14 protein-coding genes and 2 tRNA genes are annotated in these 17,343 nt (G+C 72.9%); 13 read left to right on the forward strand and 3 right to left on the reverse strand.

What is annotated here, in order from left to right; genetic code table 11:
* Positions 1 to 20: 20 nt before the first annotated feature.
* Together ACZ49B_RS16180 and ACZ49B_RS16185 are read left to right on the forward strand one after the other, a co-directional pair.
* On the forward strand, positions 21 to 554 hold the full coding sequence (locus ACZ49B_RS16180) for a SigE family RNA polymerase sigma factor (protein WP_468305848.1): 534 nt from the start codon (positions 21 to 23) through the stop codon (positions 552 to 554).
* Between the two features lie 259 nt (positions 555 to 813).
* Complete coding sequence (locus ACZ49B_RS16185; RefSeq protein WP_468305850.1) at positions 814 to 2,463, forward strand: long-chain fatty acid--CoA ligase; 1,650 nt, start codon at positions 814 to 816, stop codon at positions 2,461 to 2,463.
* A gap of 18 nt (positions 2,464 to 2,481) precedes the next feature.
* Here the strand turns inward: ACZ49B_RS16185 and ACZ49B_RS16190 are convergent, their stop codons facing one another.
* The 3 genes from ACZ49B_RS16190 to ACZ49B_RS16200 all read right to left on the reverse strand — a co-directional run bounded on the left by ACZ49B_RS16190 (position 2,482) and on the right by ACZ49B_RS16200 (position 7,101).
* Positions 2,482 to 3,066, reverse strand: a complete 585-nt coding sequence (locus tag ACZ49B_RS16190; RefSeq protein WP_468305851.1) for an antibiotic biosynthesis monooxygenase — start codon at positions 3,064 to 3,066, stop codon at positions 2,482 to 2,484.
* A 13-nt stretch (positions 3,067 to 3,079) separates the two neighbouring features.
* On the reverse strand, positions 3,080 to 6,544 hold the full coding sequence (locus ACZ49B_RS16195) for a response regulator (RefSeq protein WP_468305854.1): 3,465 nt from the start codon (positions 6,542 to 6,544) through the stop codon (positions 3,080 to 3,082).
* Positions 6,545 to 6,663: 119 nt separating this feature from the next.
* Positions 6,664 to 7,101, reverse strand: coding sequence for an SSI family serine proteinase inhibitor (locus tag ACZ49B_RS16200; RefSeq protein ID WP_468305857.1), 438 nt, complete (start codon positions 7,099 to 7,101; stop codon positions 6,664 to 6,666).
* 228 nt (positions 7,102 to 7,329) lie between these two features.
* Between ACZ49B_RS16200 and ACZ49B_RS16205 the strand changes: the two genes are divergently transcribed.
* The 11 genes from ACZ49B_RS16205 (at position 7,330) to ACZ49B_RS16255 (ending at position 17,272) form a co-directional block, all read left to right on the forward strand.
* A tRNA-Ser gene (locus tag ACZ49B_RS16205) sits at positions 7,330 to 7,420 on the forward strand.
* Positions 7,421 to 7,686: 266 nt separating this feature from the next.
* A tRNA-Arg gene (locus tag ACZ49B_RS16210) sits at positions 7,687 to 7,759 on the forward strand.
* Between the two features lie 220 nt (positions 7,760 to 7,979).
* The gene (locus tag ACZ49B_RS16215) at positions 7,980 to 8,345 is read left to right on the forward strand and encodes a PH domain-containing protein (RefSeq protein WP_030292447.1); all 366 of its coding nucleotides are present in this window, start codon (positions 7,980 to 7,982) and stop codon (positions 8,343 to 8,345) included.
* 191 nt (positions 8,346 to 8,536) lie between these two features.
* On the forward strand, positions 8,537 to 8,971 hold the full coding sequence (locus ACZ49B_RS16220; protein ID WP_468305859.1) for an Lrp/AsnC family transcriptional regulator: 435 nt from the start codon (positions 8,537 to 8,539) through the stop codon (positions 8,969 to 8,971).
* Complete coding sequence (locus ACZ49B_RS16225; RefSeq protein ID WP_468305861.1) at positions 8,968 to 9,849, forward strand: DUF2797 domain-containing protein; 882 nt, start codon at positions 8,968 to 8,970, stop codon at positions 9,847 to 9,849. The genes ACZ49B_RS16220 and ACZ49B_RS16225 overlap by 4 nt, the downstream gene beginning before the upstream one ends.
* A gap of 117 nt (positions 9,850 to 9,966) precedes the next feature.
* Positions 9,967 to 10,305: an antibiotic biosynthesis monooxygenase family protein gene (locus ACZ49B_RS16230; RefSeq protein ID WP_468305864.1), complete on the forward strand. Its 339-nt coding sequence runs from the start codon at positions 9,967 to 9,969 to the stop codon at positions 10,303 to 10,305.
* Complete coding sequence (locus ACZ49B_RS16235) at positions 10,289 to 11,167, forward strand: amidohydrolase family protein (RefSeq protein WP_468305866.1); 879 nt, start codon at positions 10,289 to 10,291, stop codon at positions 11,165 to 11,167. Before ACZ49B_RS16230 ends, ACZ49B_RS16235 begins: the two co-directional genes overlap by 17 nt.
* Positions 11,168 to 11,357: 190 nt before the next feature.
* Complete coding sequence (locus ACZ49B_RS16240; RefSeq protein WP_053785396.1) at positions 11,358 to 12,125, forward strand: response regulator transcription factor; 768 nt, start codon at positions 11,358 to 11,360, stop codon at positions 12,123 to 12,125.
* Positions 12,125 to 13,690: a sensor histidine kinase gene (locus tag ACZ49B_RS16245; RefSeq protein WP_468305868.1), complete on the forward strand. Its 1,566-nt coding sequence runs from the start codon at positions 12,125 to 12,127 to the stop codon at positions 13,688 to 13,690. The genes ACZ49B_RS16240 and ACZ49B_RS16245 overlap by 1 nt, the downstream gene beginning before the upstream one ends.
* A gap of 25 nt (positions 13,691 to 13,715) precedes the next feature.
* A complete protein-coding gene (locus ACZ49B_RS16250) occupies positions 13,716 to 14,984 on the forward strand; it encodes a bifunctional glycosyltransferase family 2/GtrA family protein (RefSeq protein ID WP_468305871.1) in 1,269 nt (422 codons plus the stop codon).
* On the forward strand, positions 14,981 to 17,272 hold the full coding sequence (locus ACZ49B_RS16255) for a glycosyltransferase family 39 protein (protein WP_468305873.1): 2,292 nt from the start codon (positions 14,981 to 14,983) through the stop codon (positions 17,270 to 17,272). Before ACZ49B_RS16250 ends, ACZ49B_RS16255 begins: the two co-directional genes overlap by 4 nt.
* The last annotated feature ends 71 nt before the right edge of the window (positions 17,273 to 17,343 follow it).

Below are 17,343 nucleotides of genomic sequence, written 5' to 3' on the forward strand. Positions count from 1 at the left end.
CGCGCTTCTAGCGTGGAGCCATGACCACGCCTGTGTGCACGCTCGCCTCGAACCCGACGCCGTACCCGTCGTTCTCGGCGTACGTCCGGACCCGCGGCACGGTCCTGATGCGCACCGCACGCTCGCTCACCGCCAACCCGTGCGATGCCGAGGACCTGCTGCAGACGGCCCTCGCCAAGACGTACGTCGCCTGGGACCGCATCGAGGACCATCGCGCCCTCGACGGATACGTCCGGCGGGCCCTGGTCAACACCCGTACCTCCCAGTGGCGCAAGCGCAAGGTCGACGAGTTCGCCTGCGACGAGCTCCCGGAGACCGAGGACACACCGGCATCGGACCCCGCCGAGGCGCAGGCGCTGCGCGACGCGATGTGGCGCGCGGTGACCCGGCTGCCCGACCGGCAGCGCGCGATGGTCGTCCTGCGCTACTACGAGGACCTGAGCGAGGCACAGACCGCCGAGCTGCTCGGGGTGTCGATCGGCACGGTCAAGAGCGCCGTCTCGCGCGCCCTGGTCAAGCTCCGCGAGGATCCGGAGCTCACCCCGGTCCGCTGAACGGCCGACGTTTGAACCGGCCGACGTTTCACGTGAAACAACCCAGGATGTTTCACGTGAAACAGTCACGGCGCCCCGGCCCTGTGCGCGATGCACCGCGAGCCCGCCCCCCGCCTGTGCACGATGCCAACGCAAGCACCCGAACAGCGATTACTTGCCGCGTTTGTACCCCCGGGTAGTGACATGCCGACCGGTACGTGCGCAGAATCGACGGCATCCGTAGCCGCCGCAGCGCCGCAGCGCTCACCGGGAGGACGCTTTGCTGAGCACCATGCAGGACGTACCGCTCCTCGTCACCCGCATACTCCAGCACGGGATGACGATCCACGGTAAATCCCAGGTCACGACCTGGACCGGGGAGGCCGAGCCGCACCGCCGCAGCTTCGCCGAGATCGGTACCCGCGCCACCCGCCTCGCCAACGCCCTGCGCGACGAGCTGGGCGTCCAGCAGGACGACCGGGTGGCCACCCTGATGTGGAACAACGCGGAGCATGTCGAGGCGTACTTCGCGATCCCCTCCATGGGCGCCGTCCTCCACACCCTCAACCTGCGACTGCCTCCCGAGCAGCTGGTCTTCATCGTCAACCACGCGGCCGACCGGGTCGTCCTGGTCAACGGGACCCTGCTACCGCTGCTCGCACCGCTGCTGCCGCACCTGCCCACCATCGAGCACGTGGTGGTCTCCGGAATCGGCGACCGCTCCGCGCTCGACGGGCTGGACGTACGGGTCCACGAGTACGAGGAGCTCCTCGCGGGGCGTCCCGACAGCTACGACTGGCCGGAGCTGGACGAGCGTCAGGCCGCCGCCATGTGCTACACCTCGGGCACCACCGGCGACCCCAAGGGCGTCATCTACTCCCACCGCTCGATCTACCTGCACTCCATGCAGGTCAACATGGCCGAGTCGATGGCTCTGACCGACAAGGACACCAGCCTCGTCGTCGTCCCGCAGTTCCACGTGAACGCCTGGGGCCTGCCCCACGCAACCTTCATGACCGGCATCAACATGCTGATGCCGGACCGGTTCCTGCAGCCCGCCCCGCTCGCCGAGATGATCGAGCGGGAGAAGCCCTCGCACGCCGCGGCCGTCCCCACCATCTGGCAGGGCCTGCTCGCCGAGGTCACCGCCAACCCGCGCGACCTCACCTCCATGAAGCAGGTCACCATCGGCGGCGCGGCCTGTCCGCCCTCGCTGATGGAGGCCTACGACAAGCTCGGCGTCCGCCTCTGCCACGCCTGGGGCATGACCGAGACCTCCCCGCTCGGCACCATGGCGCACCCTCCGGCCGGCCTGAGCGCCGAGGAGGAGTGGCCGTACCGGATCACCCAGGGCCGCTTCCCGGCGGGCGTCGAGCCGCGCCTGGTGGGGCCCGGGGGCGACATCCTGCCCTGGGACGGCGAGTCGGCGGGCGAGCTCGAGGTGCGCGGCACCTGGATCGCGGGCGCCTACTACGGCGGCGCCTCCGGCGAACCGCTGCGCCCCGAGGACAAGTTCAGCGCGGACGGCTGGCTCAAGACGGGTGACGTCGGCGTGATCAGCCCCGACGGGTACCTCACGCTGACCGACCGCGCCAAGGACGTCATCAAGTCCGGCGGCGAGTGGATCTCCAGCGTCGAGCTGGAGAACGCGCTGATGGCGCACCCCGAGGTCGCCGAGGCGGCGGTCGTCGCCGTACCCGACGACAAGTGGGGCGAGCGACCGCTGGCCACCGTCGTCCTCAAGGAGGGCGCGACCGTGGACTACGCGGGGCTGCGCGTCTTCCTCGGCCAGTCCATCGCCAAGTGGCAGCTGCCCGAGCGCTGGGCGATCGTCGCGGCCGTGCCGAAGACCAGCGTCGGCAAGTTCGACAAGAAGGTCATACGCAAGCAGTACGCGGACGGCGAGCTGGACGTCACCAGGCTCGACTGAAACGCGCGCGGTACCTGCTCAGCCCTGGCCGGCCTTCGTCAGCCAGGGCCGCAGCAGCCTGCTGACGGCGGGCATCGCCAGGTAGGTCATCAGCGTGCTGAAGACGACGGCGAAGGCCGCCGTCCGCAGGACGAAGTGCAGGTTCACCAGGTACGGCCCGAGCACCGCGTTGCCCGCGAGCGAGATCGGGAAGATGGCCAGCCCCGAGCTGATCGCCATCTTCCACCGCGGCGGCGCGGGCCGGGTCGTGCCCGGTTTCGCGAACCAGGTCTCCATGCCGTGCAGTTCGCGCCGGGCTATCTCGGTGTGGTGGTGGCCCAGGCAGTTGGAGAACCACTGGGCCCGCTCGGCGGAGTCCTGCCACCGCTGGAAGGCCGCCTGGTCCCGGAAGCGGTGGACCAGGAACCACGGCCCCCCGTCCGCCGCCGGACGGAACAACCCGTACCCCAGGTGCCCAGGGAAGGTCGCAGCAGTCTCCAGGATGCCGTGGGCCCAGGCCTCGAACGTCTCCTCGTGGCCCGGCTCCACCTGCCGGGCGATGAGGAGGTTCACCTCCCCGTTGTCGGCGGGGACGGTGTGCTCGCTCGTGTCGATGATGGCCATCGGGCCAGGATGGCTAGTTCGTACCGATCTTGGCCAGCAGGTCCACGATGCGGCCCTGGACGTCCGCCGTGGTGGACCGCTCGGCGAGGAAGAGCACGCTCTCCCCGGAGGCCAGCCGCGGCAGTTCGGCCGGGTCGATCCCCGTGGTCGTGTAGACGACCAGCGGCGTCCGGTTGAGCTGCCCGTTGGCACGCAGCCAGTCCACGATCCCGGCCCTCCGGCGCCGGACCTGCATCAGGTCCATGACCACCAGGTTGGGCCGCATCCGCGTCGCCAGCTCCACCGCGTCGGTGTCCGCGCCCGCCCGGGCGACCTGGAGGCCGCGCCGTTCCAGGGCGGCCGTGAGCGCGGTCGCGATCTCGTCGTGCTCCTCGATCAGCAGGACCCGGGAAGGGTGCTGCTCGCTGTCGCGCGGCGCGAGCGCCTTGAGGAGGACGGCCGGGTCGGCCCCGTACGCCGCCTCGCGCGTGGCGTGCCCCAATCCGGCCGTGACCAGTACGGGCACCTCCGCGGCCACCGCGGCCTGGCGCAGGGACTGCAGGGCGGTCCGGGTGATCGGCCCGGTCAGCGGATCCACGAACAGCGCGGCGGGGAACGCGGCGATCTGCGCGTCCACCTCCTCGCGGGAGTGCACGATCACCGGGCGGTAGCCGCGGTCGCTGAGCGCCTGCTGGGTCTGTACATCGGGCGCCGGCCACACCAGGAGGCGGCGCGGGTTGTCCAGGGGCTCCGGAGGCAGCTCGTCGTCCACCGGCAGCGGTACGGGCCGGTTGACCACCTCGACGGCGCCGCCGGGCCCGTCCAGCGGCTCGGGGCCCTCGTCGGCACCCGCCTCGGGGGCTCCTATCGCGAACGCCCGGCCCTGGGGCGCGGGCTCGGCGAGCCGGCGACGACGACCGGAGCCGCCCGTGGTGCCTGCGCCGTTGGTGCTTCCGGAGTCGACGGAGATGCCCTGGCCGAGGGTGCCGAGGGCGCGCACGCTGATCGGCTGCGCGGCCTCCGCCGGGGAGTCCTGAGGCTGCCGGGCACCGGGCACGGCAGCCTGGCCGGCGGCCTCCTCGTCCTCGGGAGCGGTCCTCGCCGCCGGAACCGGCCAGGCCGGAGTGGCGGGCAGCGCCCGCCGCCGCCCGGTCGGGGTTACGGGTTCCTCCGCGCCCGCGGCCGGCTGCGCGGCGGGAGCCGCGGGCTCGGCACCGGGCGCGCCGAGTACCCGTCGCCCGCGCCGCCCGGCCGGGGTCTCGCCCTCGGTCTCGCCGGGAGCGGGGGCCGGACCGGCCATGGCGGGGGTCTGCGCGGCAGCCGGAGCCGGGACCGCACCCTGAGCCGGCGCGGGAGCCGGCGGCGGGGTCGGTCCGGCGGGCAGCGCGAAGCCGCCCTCGGGGGCGATGGGCCGAGCGGGGGTCTGCGGGGCGGCCTGAACCGGCCCGAGCCCCGTCGCGGGCACGGGACCGCCGGGCTGCGGCGCGGCCGCGGGCCCCAGCGCCCGCCGGCGTCCGGCGGGATGCTCGGTCACCGGAACCGGCGGCACGGCAGGCACCGGCGGCACGGGCGCCACCGGCGAGCCCGCACCCGGGGGCACCGGCGAGGCCAAGCCCTGCGGCACCGGGGTCACACCGGGACCGGCAGACACCTGAGGCACGGGTGGGAGTGCGGGCATGGCGGTGCCCTGCGGGGGCACGGGCCGGCCGCCGGGGCCGACCTGAACGCCGCCCTCGCCGCCGCCGGTTCCGCTTCCGTCGCCGTCCCGGCCGCGCCGGCGCCCGGTGCCCAGCCCCGCCGGGTTCACCGGGGATTGCGCGAGCTCGGGGCTCGCGGCGTCGACGGCACCTGCCTCGCCCGCCCGCCGCCGCCCGGACGGCAGGGCCAGCGCACTCCCGCCGACGCCGTTCGCCTTCGCCTCGTCGGCCGCGTCCTCCAGGAACGCGTCCACACCGCGCCGGGCGCGCCGCCCGGCGGGGCCCTTGCCCGGGGCCTCGGCCGGCGGCTCCTTCGCGGGCTCCGGTTCCGGGTCCGGCAGCGTCACCGTGCCGGCTCCCGCGCCCAGCGGCAGCTCCAGCACGTACGCACCGCCGGGCGCGCCCGGCACCTCCACCGTCTGCAGCACGCCCCCGTGCGCGGTCACGATGCCCCGCACGATCGGCTCGTGCACCGGGTTCCCGCCCTCGTACGGCCCGCGCACCTCGATCCGTACGACGTCACCCCGCTGAGCGGCGGCCACCACGATCGTCGAGTCGCTGTACCCGCTGCCCTGGCGGGTCTTGCCGGTGGCGTCGACCCCGGCGACGTCCGCGACCAGGTGCGCGAGGGCGCCGGCGATCCGCTCGGCGTCCACCTCGGCCTCGATGGTCGGGGCGTGCACGGCGAACTGCACGCGGCCCGGGCCGATCAGCTCGACCGCGCCGTCGATGCCGTCCGCGACCACCCCGTCGATCAGGACCTTCTTCTTCTTGAGCTTCTCGGTGCCCGCGTCGAGGCGCTGGAAGCCGAGCACGTTGTCGACCAGCGCGGTCATCCGGGAGTACCCGGCGGCCAGGTGGTGCAGCAGCTGGTTGGCTTCGGGCCAGAGCTGTCCCGCGTCGTCGGCGGCCAGAGTGGCCAGCTCCCCGCGCAGCTCCTCCAGCGGCCCGCGCAGGGACTCGCCGAGGACCGCCAGCAGCTGTGCGTGCCGCGCGGCCAGGGCGTCGTAGGGCCGCCGGTCCGTGAACGTCATGACGGCGCCGACGAGCAGGTCCCCGTCCCGTACGGGCGAGGTCGTCAGGTCGACGGAGACCGGCTGCCCGGCCTTGTTCCACAGCACCTGGCCGCGCACCCGGTGCTTGCGTCCGCTGCGCAGGGTGTCGGCGAGCGGGGACTCCTCGAACGGGAAGGGCGAGCCGTCGGCGCGCGAGTGCTGGATCAGCCCGTGCAGCTCGCGGTTGCCGAGGTCGGTGGCGCGGTACCCGAGGATCTGCGCGGCGGCCGGGTTGACGAGGACGACCCGCCCGTCGGTGTCCGTGCCGACGACGCCCTCGGCGGCGGCCCGAAGGATCATCTCGGTCTGCCGCTGGGAGCGGGCCAGCTCGGCCTCGGTGTCCACGGTCTCGGAGAGGTCGCGTACGACGAGCATCAGCAGCTCGTCACCCGTGTACGGCTGAGGCTCGCGGTAGGCGTCGCGGCCGTCGAGATGGGCGGCGGTGACCTCGACGGGGAACTCGGTGCCGTCGGTGCGGCGCGCGACCATCCGCTTGGGCCTGGCCCGGCCGCCCTCGTCCTCGCCGGGCCGGCGCATGGAGCCGGGGATCAGCTTGGAGTCGAACTCGGGGAGGAGGTCCAGCACGCCGCGGCCGACGAGCCCGGTGCCGGGGCTCTCCATGACCTCGAGGGCGATCGAATTCGCGTTGACGACCGTGCCGTTGGCGTTGACGAGCAACAGCGCGTCCGGAAGAGCGTCGAGTATTGCTGCGAGGCGAGCAGCGCCTCGGGATGGCCTGCTGCTCACGACGAGCTTCCTCCCTGACCACAACTACCGGCATGTCACGGGAGGAGTCTAAGGGCACGGCCCCGGCCCGAGGTGGCGGATGTTCGGTGGATACCGTGCATCCTTCGCATCCTCCCAGGTCAGGAGCGCCCACCCGGAAGCACAGGTTCCAGGTCGTTCCACCGGGCGATCTCGCATCCGTTGGTCCGCCGGAACGTGGCGTCCACCTTGTGGCCTTGCCATGTTCCGGTGACGTGCGCGGTGGCCGGACCGCCGTCCTGCATGGTGCAGATCTGCCGCTTGGCCGGAGGCGCGAAGGGGTCTTTGCCCTGCTTCGCGAGGTCGTCGAGGCGGGCGCAGGCCCGTTCGGCCTCGGGGTGGTTTCCGCCGACGGGGTTGCACTCGAGCAGGTACTCGCCGTCCGCCCGCGGGTTGCCGGTGGCGGACACGGCGATGGTGAGGCGGTCGGGCGCCGCCAGCAGCCGGGCCAGCGGCGCCAGCGGAGGCAGCGGCCCGGCGGCCGTGGCCGCCGTGGCGGCCAGGGCGGAGGTGACGGCGAAGGCGGCGAGACGCAGCATGGGGCACTCCAGGTCGTCCGTACGTCGTACGCCTGACCAACGACGTGCGCCCGCCGACGTTGCGTACCGGCGGTGGCGCGTCCGTGCGTGCATGCGTGCGGGTGGGGCGTGCCGGGTGCTTAAGGCTTTGCTCTGGTGGCGGCTGTCCTTGTACCGTGGGAGCGGATTGGTGAGCGGCCCTGTGGCTGTGTCATCATCTGCACGCACCCTCGTACGCGGGGGTGTGCTGGAGGCGTCGCCTAGTCCGGTCTATGGCGCCGCACTGCTAATGCGGTTTGGGTCTTAAAGCCCATCGAGGGTTCAAATCCCTCCGCCTCCGCACCTGCCGAAGCCCCGGTCCTGACGGACCGGGGCTTCGGTGCGTTCGCGGTGGGTGCGTCCGGGGGCTTGCGTCGGCGGCTTCCGGCCAGGACCGCCGGCGCCCCAACCCCGCCCCGACATCTGTGCGAACCCCTCCGGATGATCTCCGTCAGGAGCGTTTTCGCAGGTCAGAGCAGGTTTGGCTAATGGATTTCGCGTCCCGCCGAGGTCCATGTATTGTTGTTCTCGCAAGGCCAACGGGGCGCAAAACCCCGGGAAGCCCAAGCACTCGTAGCTTAACGGATAGAGCATCTGACTACGGATCAGAAGGTTGCAGGTTCGAATCCTGCCGAGTGCACAGCCGAAGAGGCCCCCCGGTTCGCCGGGGGGCCTCTTGCGTTGTCCGGGGTCTGTTGGTGGTGTCCGGTGCGTGTGCGGGGGTCCTCCTTGGTGGGGAGGGGGACCCGGGGGTTCTCCGGGTCGGAGATCGATCCCGTGGGGGACGACCGGCGGGCGGGGCCTGGATACGGTCCTCGGAGACGGTTCGGAAGGGTTCGGAACCGGAAGAGGGGGACTCCATGGGGCTGTTCGGGAACGCGCACACGGTCGATCCGTCGTCGGCGCAGCGGGACTACGCGCGGCTGCTCGGGCAGGGGGAGCAGGTGCACGCCGCGTACCTGTTGATCCGGGACACGATCCTGTTCACCGACCGGCGGCTCGTGCTCGTCGACAAGCAGGGGCTCACCGGAAAGAAGGTGGAGTACCACTCCATCCCCTACCGGAGCATCACGCACTTCTCCGTGGAGACGGCCGGTCACTTCGACCTCGACGCCGAGCTCAAGATCTGGCTCTCCGGCAGCGCGGCGCCGATCGAGAAGACGTTCACCAAGGGTGTGGACATCTACGAGGTGCAGGCGATCCTGACGCAGTTCGTCGCGCGGTAGCACCGCCGGGGCCGAGGCGGGTGGTCCACGGGCCGCCGGAAGTGATGTTCGCAGATGCTTCGGGGCCCGGTTATGGGGACATTCTTCCGCAAGGGGAGCTCGCCGCCGAATTCGATTCGGTCTCGTACAGGCATTGCAGGATCCGGTACCGTCGGCCCCAGGGATTCCAGGGGATGTGGGAGGAAGATCGCGTGGACGACATCGACCGGGCGCTCGTCCTGCGCTTGCAGCAGGACGCGAGCCAGTCGTACGCCGCCCTCGGCGCCGCCGTCGGGCTCTCGGCCGGGGCCACCCACGAGCGCGTGCGCAAGCTGCGCGAGCGCGGGGTCATCCGGCGCACGACGGTCGAGGTGGACCCCGCGGCCGTCGGGAGCGGGGTGCTCGCCTACGTGATGGTCGACTCCAACGCCTGGATGGGGGACTCGAAGGCGGCCTTCGAGGCGATCGCCGAGATCCAGGAGGCGCACATCATCGCGGGGAGCGCGTCCGTCCTGGTGAAGGTGCGCACCGCCACGACCGGGCAGCTGCAGGACGTCCTGCGCCGCCTCTACGCCATCGACGGCGTCAGCGGTACGCACGCCACCGTCGCGCTCGAGACCTTCTTCGAGCGTCCGCTCCCGCTGTGACCTGGCGGTGCACCGGGATCCGGTGGAACGACGGCCGCCCCGCCATCGGCTGGTGCGCCGAGGGGCGCGGGGAGCGCAGCAGCCTGCTCACGTACGGGCAGCCCTTGGCCTTCGCGGCCCGCGGGGAGCGGCACTGCCTCGGCGTGCGGCGGGCCGGGAAGCGGACCCCGTGCCCCACGGCCGCCACGGTGCCCGGCCGGGCCGGGAACGCCCAGTGCCCCGAATGCGCCCGCCTGGACCGGTCGTTCTCGGTGGCCGCCGACACCAACGCCGCCGATCCGCGCACCTATCGCGTCTACCTGGCCTGGTTCGGGCCCGGCCTGGTCAAGGTCGGCATCACCGCCGAGGAGCGCGGTCCGGCCCGGCTGCTGGAGCAGGGGGCGGTGACCTGGACCTGGCTGGGCCGGGGTCCGCTGATGGCCGCCCGCCGCACCGAGGAGCTGCTGCGGGCCGCCCTGGGGGTGCCGGACCGGATCGCGTACGCCCGCAAGCGCTCCGTACGGGGCCACCTGCCGGCGGCGGCCGACCGGGCCCGGGAGGTGGCCGAGCTGCACGCCCGGGCCGCGGCCCTGCCGGGCTGGCCGGAGTCACTGGAGCAGATGGTGTGCGAAACCGTCGACCACGCCGGGCCGTTCGGGCTGGACGGGCTGCCCGCTCCCACGCGGGTGGTCACCGGAATGGTCGCCGGCGGGGCCGTGGTGGGCCGGCTCGTCGGTGCGGCCGGTCCCGATCTGCACCTCGCCGACGGGCTCGTGGTCGACTCCCGGCTGCTCGCCGGCTGGGAGCTCGTCGCCCCGGCCGAAGACGGCACGACTGCGGTACCGGTCGCCGAGCTGCCGCCGCTCGCCGCCCCCGGCGGGCAGGACGGGCTGTTCTGACCGGCGGGCCCGGCCCGGGCGCCGGCGTGGCGTCCAAGGTCAAAACTTGGATCCCTTTGGGCTCCCGGGCCCCTTTCCGATGGACATGCCGGGGGGCCGCCGCAGAGGGTGGAGGGCATGAGCATCCAGCCCGTACCTGCCTTCGAACCGCCGTACGTGATGGCGGTTTTCAGCAATACCCGCACCCCTGACGACACCGGCTACCCGGAAACGCTCGACCGGATGAAAGAGATCGTGAGCGCGAACCCGGGCTTCCTCGGCTACGAGTCCGCCCGCACGCCCGGCGGCCTCGGCATCACCGTCGCCTACTTCCGCGACCACGAGTCCCTGACCGTGTGGCGACAGGACCTGGAACACCAGGCGGCCATGAAGCAGGGCCGCAACGACTGGTACGAGAGCTACACCCTGCACGTCGCGACCGTCGAGCGGAGCCACGGCTTTGCCCGCAACGGCTGACGCGGTCCGGGCCTTCCGGGAGCGGCTCGGGCTGCCCGGACTGGTGGACGTCCACACCCACTTCATGCCCGAGCGGGTCCTGGAGAAGGTGTGGGACTACTTCGACGCGGTCGGACCGCTGACCGGTGTCGAGTGGCCCATCACCTACCGGCACGAGGAGGAGCAGCGGGTCGCGCTCTTGCGGGAGTTCGGGGTCCGGGCGTTCACCTCCATGCTCTACCCGCACAAGCCGGCGATGGCCGCCTGGCTCAACTCCTGGTCCGCGGACTTCGCGGCCCGGACCCCCGACTGCCTGCACACCGCGACCTTCTTCCCGGAGGAGGGCGCCGAGGCGTACGTCCGGCAGGCCGTCGCGGCCGGGGCCCGGGTCTTCAAGGCGCACCTCCAGGTCGGCGGGTACGACCCGAACGACGACCGGCTCGACCCGGTCTGGGGACTGCTCGCCGAGGCGGACATCCCGACCGTGATCCACTGCGGGTCGGGACCCGTCGCGGCCAAGTACACCGGACCCGAGCCGATCGCCCGGCTGCTGGCCCGGCACCCCCGGCTGCCGCTGATCATCGCGCACATGGGCATGCCCGAGTACGCCGACTTCCTGGACCTCGCCGACCGGTACGCCGCGGTGTGCCTGGACACCACCATGGCCTTCACCGACTTCTCCGAGCGGTTGCACGGGTTCCCGCGGGGAGAGCTCGGGCGGCTCGCGGACCTCGGCGACCGGATCCTGCTCGGCACCGACTTCCCGAACATCCCCTACCCGTACGAGCACCAGCTCGAGGCCCTGGAACGGCTCGGCCTCGGTGACGACTGGCTGCGCGCGGTCTGTCACGACAACGGCGCCCGGCTGTTCCGGCTGGTCTGAGCGGGCCTCCGAGAGCTTCTTGGGCCCTGCAGCTCTCAGGCTGTGCAGCTCTCAAGCTGTGCAGCTCTCAAGCTGTGCAGCTCTCAGGCGGTGAAGTTCTCAGGCGGTGAAGTTCTCAGGCTGTGCAGTTCTCAGGAAATTCACAGGTAGGGACAAGAACGCTCTCAGAGGCCGCGGTCAGCGTGGTCGCATGACTGCGACGACCACTTCCCACGCGTCCACGTCCACCAGCAACCCCACGGCCCTCGTCCGGCCCGACGGCGGCCCCTGCCGGGTGCTCGTCGTCGACGACGAGGCCTCGCTCTCCGAGCTGCTCTCCATGGCCCTGCGCTACGAGGGCTGCGAGGTCCGCAGCGCGGGCGACGGGGCCGGCGCGGTGCGGGCCGCGCGGGAGTTCCGGCCGGACGTCGTCGTCCTCGACATCATGCTGCCCGACATGGACGGACTCGCCGTCCTCGGACAGCTGCGCCGGGAGATCCCGCAGCTCCCGGTGCTCTTCCTGACCGCCAAGGACTCCGTCGAAGACCGGATCGCGGGCCTCACCGCGGGCGGCGACGACTACGTCACCAAGCCGTTCAGCCTGGAGGAGGTCGTGGCCCGGCTCCGCGGCCTGGTCCGCCGCTCGGGCGCGGCGCAGGCCGCCCGCGGGGGCTCCGTCCTGGCCGTAGGCGATCTGCAGCTCGACGAGGACAGCCACGAGGTGTCCCGCGGCGGCCGCGAGATCCACCTGACCGCCACCGAGTTCGAGCTGCTGCGCTACCTGATGCGCAACCCCCGGCGGGTGCTCAGCAAGGCGCAGATCCTGGACCGGGTGTGGTCGTACGACTTCGGCGGCCAGGCCAACGTGGTCGAGCTGTACATCTCCTACCTGCGGCGGAAACTAGAGAGCGGCCCGGGCTACCCGCCGATGATCCACACCCGGCGCGGCGCCGGCTACCTGATCAAGCCGGCGGAGTAGTGGCACTCCGCCTGCCGCGACCCCGGCCCGTCCGTGCCTGGTCCCTGCGGTCCCGGCTCGTCGTCTCGGCGGTGGCGCTGATCGCCGTGGTGGGCGCGGCCATCGGGACCGTCACCACCCTCGCGCTGCGCTCGTACCTGGTCGACAAGCTCGACGACCAGCTGAGGGTCTCCGTCGAGATGGGAACCCGGAAGCCCCTCGGGGAGAAGGCGCTCCGGGACAAGGACGACAAGTTCGTCCTGGCTCCCGGGTCCCCGCTGGGGGCCGCCGGGATCCGACTCCTCGCCGACGGCACGGTCGCCAGTACGGCCCGCAGCGCCGCCGTCGGCGGACCCGGGTACGACCACATCCAGCACCTGACGGCAGCCCAGACCGAGGCCCTGGCCCGAGCCGCCCGCAACGCCGCCGAGCAGGGCCGGCCGGGCGCCACGAACCTGGACCTGCCGGGGCTCGGCGCGTACCGGGTGCTCACCGCCCCCGACGGGAGCCTGGTCCTCGGCTTCCCGCTCGCCGAGGTCGACTCCACCGTGAGCACGCTCATCGCGGTGGAGGTCTTCGTCACCGTGGCCGGGCTGATCGCGGCCTCCCTCGCCGGGCAGGCCCTGGTCGGGGTCGCCCTGCGCCCGCTGCGCCGGGTGGCTGCCACCGCCACCCGCGTCTCCGAACTGCCCCTGCACAGCGGCGAACCCGCCCTCCACGAGCGGGTTCCGGACGCCGAGGCCGACCCCCGTACCGAGGTGGGTCAGGTCGGCGCGGCCCTCAACCGGATGCTGGGGCACGTCTCCTCCGCGCTCACGGCCCGCCAGCAGAGCGAGACCCGGGTCCGGCAGTTCGTCGCGGACGCCAGCCACGAACTGCGGACGCCCCTGGCCTCCATCCGCGGATACGCTGAACTCACCCGCCGGGGAAGGGAAGAGCCCGGACCCGACACCAGGCACGCCCTGGGCCGCATCGAATCCGAGGCGACCCGGATGACCGGCCTCGTCGAGGACCTGCTGCTCCTCGCCCGGCTCGACGCGGGCCGCCCGCTCTCCTCGACCGACACCGACCTCGCCCCGCTCGTCGTCGATGCCGTCAGCGACGCGCGGGCCGCCGGCCCCGCGCACCACTGGCGCCTCGAGCTCCCCGACGAGCCCGCGCCGATCCTCGCCGACCCGGCCCGGATCCAGCAGGTCCTGGTCAACCTGCTCGCCAACGCCCGTACGCACACCCCGCCCGGCACCACCGTCACCGCCCATGTTTCACGTGAAACATCCGCCGTCCGGCTGCGGATCGAGGACGACGGGCCCGGTATCCCGCCCGCCCTGCTCCCCCACGTCTTCGAACGGTTCGCCCGCGGCGACGCCTCGCGCTCCCGGGCCGCCGGCTCCACCGGCCTGGGGCTCGCCATCGTCCAGGCCGTCGTGTCAGCGCACGGCGGACAGGTGGACGTACGGAGCGCGCCGGGACGTACCCGCTTCGAGGTCCTGCTCCCCCTCGCCCCGCTTCAGTCCCCGAACGAGGGCTCCCGGACCGGCTCCCGCACGGACTCACAGACGGGGCACAGGCTCACCACACAGCGGTGACAGCTCGCCCGGAGAGGGTCGGTGCATGCCAACCGACACCTCCTCCGGCGCCCTTCCGGCACGGGCGCACCTCGCGCCCGTGCCCGGCGAGCCCGTACTCGACGTGGTGATCCCGGTCTTCAACGAGGAGCAGGACCTCGGCCCGTGTGTGCGCCGGCTCCACGATCACCTCACCGGTACGTTCCCGTACCCCTTCCGCATCACGATCGCCGACAACGCGAGCACCGACCGCACCCCCGAGGTCGCGGCCGGCCTGGCCGCCACCGTCGACGGAGTACGCAGCACCCGGCTGGAGGAGAAGGGCCGCGGCCGTGCCCTGCGCACCGTCTGGTCCCACTCCGAGGCACCCGTCCTCGCGTACATGGACGTGGACCTGTCCACCGACCTCAACGCGCTGCTGCCGCTGGTCGCCCCGCTCATCTCCGGGCACTCCGACCTCGCCATCGGCACCCGCCTCGCCCCCTCCTCGCGCGTGGTGCGCGGCGCCAAGCGCGAGTTCGTCTCCCGCGCCTACAACCTGCTGCTGCGCTCCTCCCTCGCCGCCCGCTTCAGCGACGCGCAGTGCGGGTTCAAGGCGATCCGGCGGGAGGTCGCGGAACGGCTGCTGCCGCTGGTGGAGGACTCGGGCTGGTTCTTCGACACCGAGCTGCTGGTGCTCGCCGAGCGGGCCGGGCTGCGGATCCACGAGGTGCCGGTGGACTGGGTGGACGACCCGGACTCCACCGTGCACATCGTGAGCACGGCGACCGAGGACCTCAAGGGGATGTGGCGGGTGGGCCGGGCCCTGGCCGTCGGTGCGCTGCCGCTCGACCGGCTCGCCCGCCCCTTCGGGGACGACCCGCGCGACCGCAGCGCCCTGCCCGGCGTGCCCCGCGGGCTGGCCCGCCAACTCCTCGGCTTCTGCGTCATCGGGGTGCTGTCCACGCTCGCCTACCTCGCCCTGTACTCCTTCTTCCGGCTCGGCGCCGGACCGCAGCTCGCCAACGCCGGCGCCCTGCTGGTCTCCGCCGTCGCCAACACCGCCGCCAACCGCCGGCTCACCTTCGGCGTCCGCGGCCGTGACCGGGCCGTCCGCCACCAGGCCCAGGGCCTCGTCGTGTTCGGCGTCGGGCTGGCCCTGACCAGCGGGTCGCTCGCCGCTCTCGGCGCCGCCACGGCCGACCCCTCCCACAGCACCGAACTGGCCGTGCTGATCACGGCCAACCTCGCCGCAACCGTGCTGAGGTTCCTGCTCTTCCGCGCCTGGGTCTTCCCCGAGCGGCGCGCCACTCCCGCGAAGGACGACACCCGATGACCACGGCCGTACCACCCATGGACTCCCCGTTCCCCGAACGGGCCCCGACCGCCCCGACTTCCCCGACTTCCCCGACTTCCCCGACCTCCTCGACCGCGCCGAGCGCCACGGCCGGTGCCGCGGCCGCGCGGCGCCCCCGCTGGGAGCGCCCCGCGTACGCGGCGCTCCTGCTGGCCACCGCCGTCCTGCTGCTGTGGAACCTGGGAGCCTCCGGCTACGCCAACTCCTTCTACTCCGCGGCCGTCCAGGCGGGCAGCGAGAGCTGGAAGGCCTTCTTCTTCGGCTCCTCCGACGCCGGGAACTCCATCACCGTCGACAAGCCGCCGGCCGCCCTGTGGCCGATGGCGCTGTCCGTCCGGCTGTTCGGGCTCGGCGGCTGGCAGATCCTCGTCCCGCAGGCCCTGATGGGGGTCGGCACCACCGCCGTGCTCTACGCCGCCGTACGCCGGCACTTCGGGCCCGCGGCCGCACTGCTCAGCGGAACGGTCTTCGCACTCACCCCGGTCGCCGCGCTGATGTTCCGCTTCAACAACCCCGACGCGCTGCTGACCCTGCTGCTGACCGTCACCGTCTACTGCGTCCTGCGCGCCCTCGACGGAGCCCACACCAAGTGGCTCGTCTGGGCCGGCGTCGCAGTCGGCTTCGCCTTCCTGACCAAGACCCTGCAGGCCTTCGTCATCCTGCCGCCGCTCGCCCTCGTGTACGCCGTCTGCGCGCCGACCCGGCTGCGCCGCCGACTGGGCCAGCTGCTGCTCGCCGGAGCCGCCATGGTCGTGGCCGGCGGCTGGTGGGTCGCGATCGTGGAGCTCTGGCCCGCGTCCTCCCGCCCGTACATCGGCGGCTCGCAGACCAACTCCTTCCTCGAGCTGACCCTCGGCTACAACGGCCTCGGCCGGATCAACGGCAACGAGACCGGCAGCGTGGGCGGCGGAGCACGCCCGGGCGGCGGCGGTGGCGGGGGTGGCGGGGGCTGGGGCGAGACCGGCATCGACCGGCTCTTCTCGGCCAACATCGGCGGGCAGATCTCCTGGCTGCTCCCGGCGGCCCTCGTCATGCTCGTCACCGGACTGGTGATCACCTGGCGCGCCCGGCGTGCCACCGACTCCCTGGAGAGCATGGCCCGCGCGGCCTTCCTGGTCTGGGGCGGCGCCCTGCTGATCACGGCGCTCGTCTTCAGCTACATGCAGGGCATCTTCCACGAGTACTACACCGTGGCGCTGGCGCCGTTCGTGGCCGCGCTGGTGGGCATGGGCGTGGCCATGCTGTGGGAGGAGCGGGGCGGCAAGGCCGCCGCGCTCACCCTGTCGGGGACCCTCGCCCTGACCGCGTGGTGGTCGTACGTCCTGCTCGGCCGCGCGACCGGATACCTGCCGTGGCTGCGCTGGACGGTCCTCGTGGCCGGTCTGGTGGCGGCCGCGGGGCTGCTCCTCGGCGCGCGGCTCGGCCGGAGGTTCGTACTGGGCGCGGCGGCGCTCGGGCTGGGCGCGGCGCTGGCCGGTCCCCTCGCGTACTGCCTGACCACCGTGGACTCCACGCGCGGCGGGTCGATCGTGACGGCCGGGCCCGCGGTCTCGGGCGGCCGGGGCGGCATGGGCATGCGGTTCTTCGGCGCCGGTGAACTCCCGCCCGGCGCGGCCCCGCAGGGCGGCATGCCGCAGCAGGGCCAGCAGGGCCGGCAGGGCCAGCAGGGCCAGCCGGGGCAGCAAGGGCAGGGCCGGCAGGGCGGGATCCAGGGCGGTGGCCCCCAGGGCAACGTCCAGGGCGGGCCCCGGCAGTTCCCCGGCGGCCAGGGCGGCCAGGGCGGCCAGGGCGGCCAGGGCGGCCCGGCCGCCGGCGGGCGCGGTGCGCGTGGCCCGCAGAACGCCGGCGGCGGTCCCGGCGGCCTGCTGAACGGCACCAAGGCCAGCAAGGAGGCCACGGCGGCCTTGCGCAAGGACGCCGAGAAGTACACCTGGGCGGCAGCCGCCATCGGTGCGCAGAACGCGGCGAGCTACCAGCTGGCCTCCGGTGAGCCGGTGATGCCGATCGGCGGGTTCAACGGCAGCGACCCGTCCCCGACGCTCGCCAAGTTCCAGGAGTACGTGCGCACCGGCAAGGTCCACTACTTCATCGGTGACAACGGCAGCGCCGGCGGCGAGGGGCAGGCCATGCGCGGCGGCGGCCCGGGCGGCGGCACCAGCAGCGCCATCTCGAGCTGGGTCAAGGCCAACTTCAGGTCCACGACGGTCGGCGGAGCCACGTTCTACGACCTGACCGCCCCCCTGAACGGCACGTCCGCCCCGTCCTGATCCTGCCGAAACGCGAGGGGCACCCTCTAGCATCAAGTGGGCGGACCGGGCATTCCGGGCTGATCCAGCTG

This window comes from Streptomyces sp. NPDC031132, from assembly GCF_055570595.1.

Excerpts from the sequence above, each read along its gene's own strand:
- ACZ49B_RS16180 (WP_468305848.1), top strand. The coding sequence starts at position 21 with ATGACCACGCCTGTGTGCACGCTCGCCTCGAACCCGACGCCGTACCCG.
- ACZ49B_RS16190 (WP_468305851.1), bottom strand. The coding sequence starts at position 3,066 with ATGGCCATCATCGACACGAGCGAGCACACCGTCCCCGCCGACAACGGG.
- ACZ49B_RS16200 (WP_468305857.1), bottom strand. The coding sequence starts at position 7,101 with ATGCTGCGTCTCGCCGCCTTCGCCGTCACCTCCGCCCTGGCCGCCACG.
- ACZ49B_RS16215 (WP_030292447.1), top strand. The coding sequence starts at position 7,980 with ATGGGGCTGTTCGGGAACGCGCACACGGTCGATCCGTCGTCGGCGCAG.
- ACZ49B_RS16230 (WP_468305864.1), top strand. The coding sequence starts at position 9,967 with ATGAGCATCCAGCCCGTACCTGCCTTCGAACCGCCGTACGTGATGGCG.
- ACZ49B_RS16240 (WP_053785396.1), top strand. The coding sequence starts at position 11,358 with ATGACTGCGACGACCACTTCCCACGCGTCCACGTCCACCAGCAACCCC.
- ACZ49B_RS16250 (WP_468305871.1), top strand. The coding sequence starts at position 13,716 with ATGCCAACCGACACCTCCTCCGGCGCCCTTCCGGCACGGGCGCACCTC.
- ACZ49B_RS16255 (WP_468305873.1), top strand. The coding sequence starts at position 14,981 with ATGACCACGGCCGTACCACCCATGGACTCCCCGTTCCCCGAACGGGCC.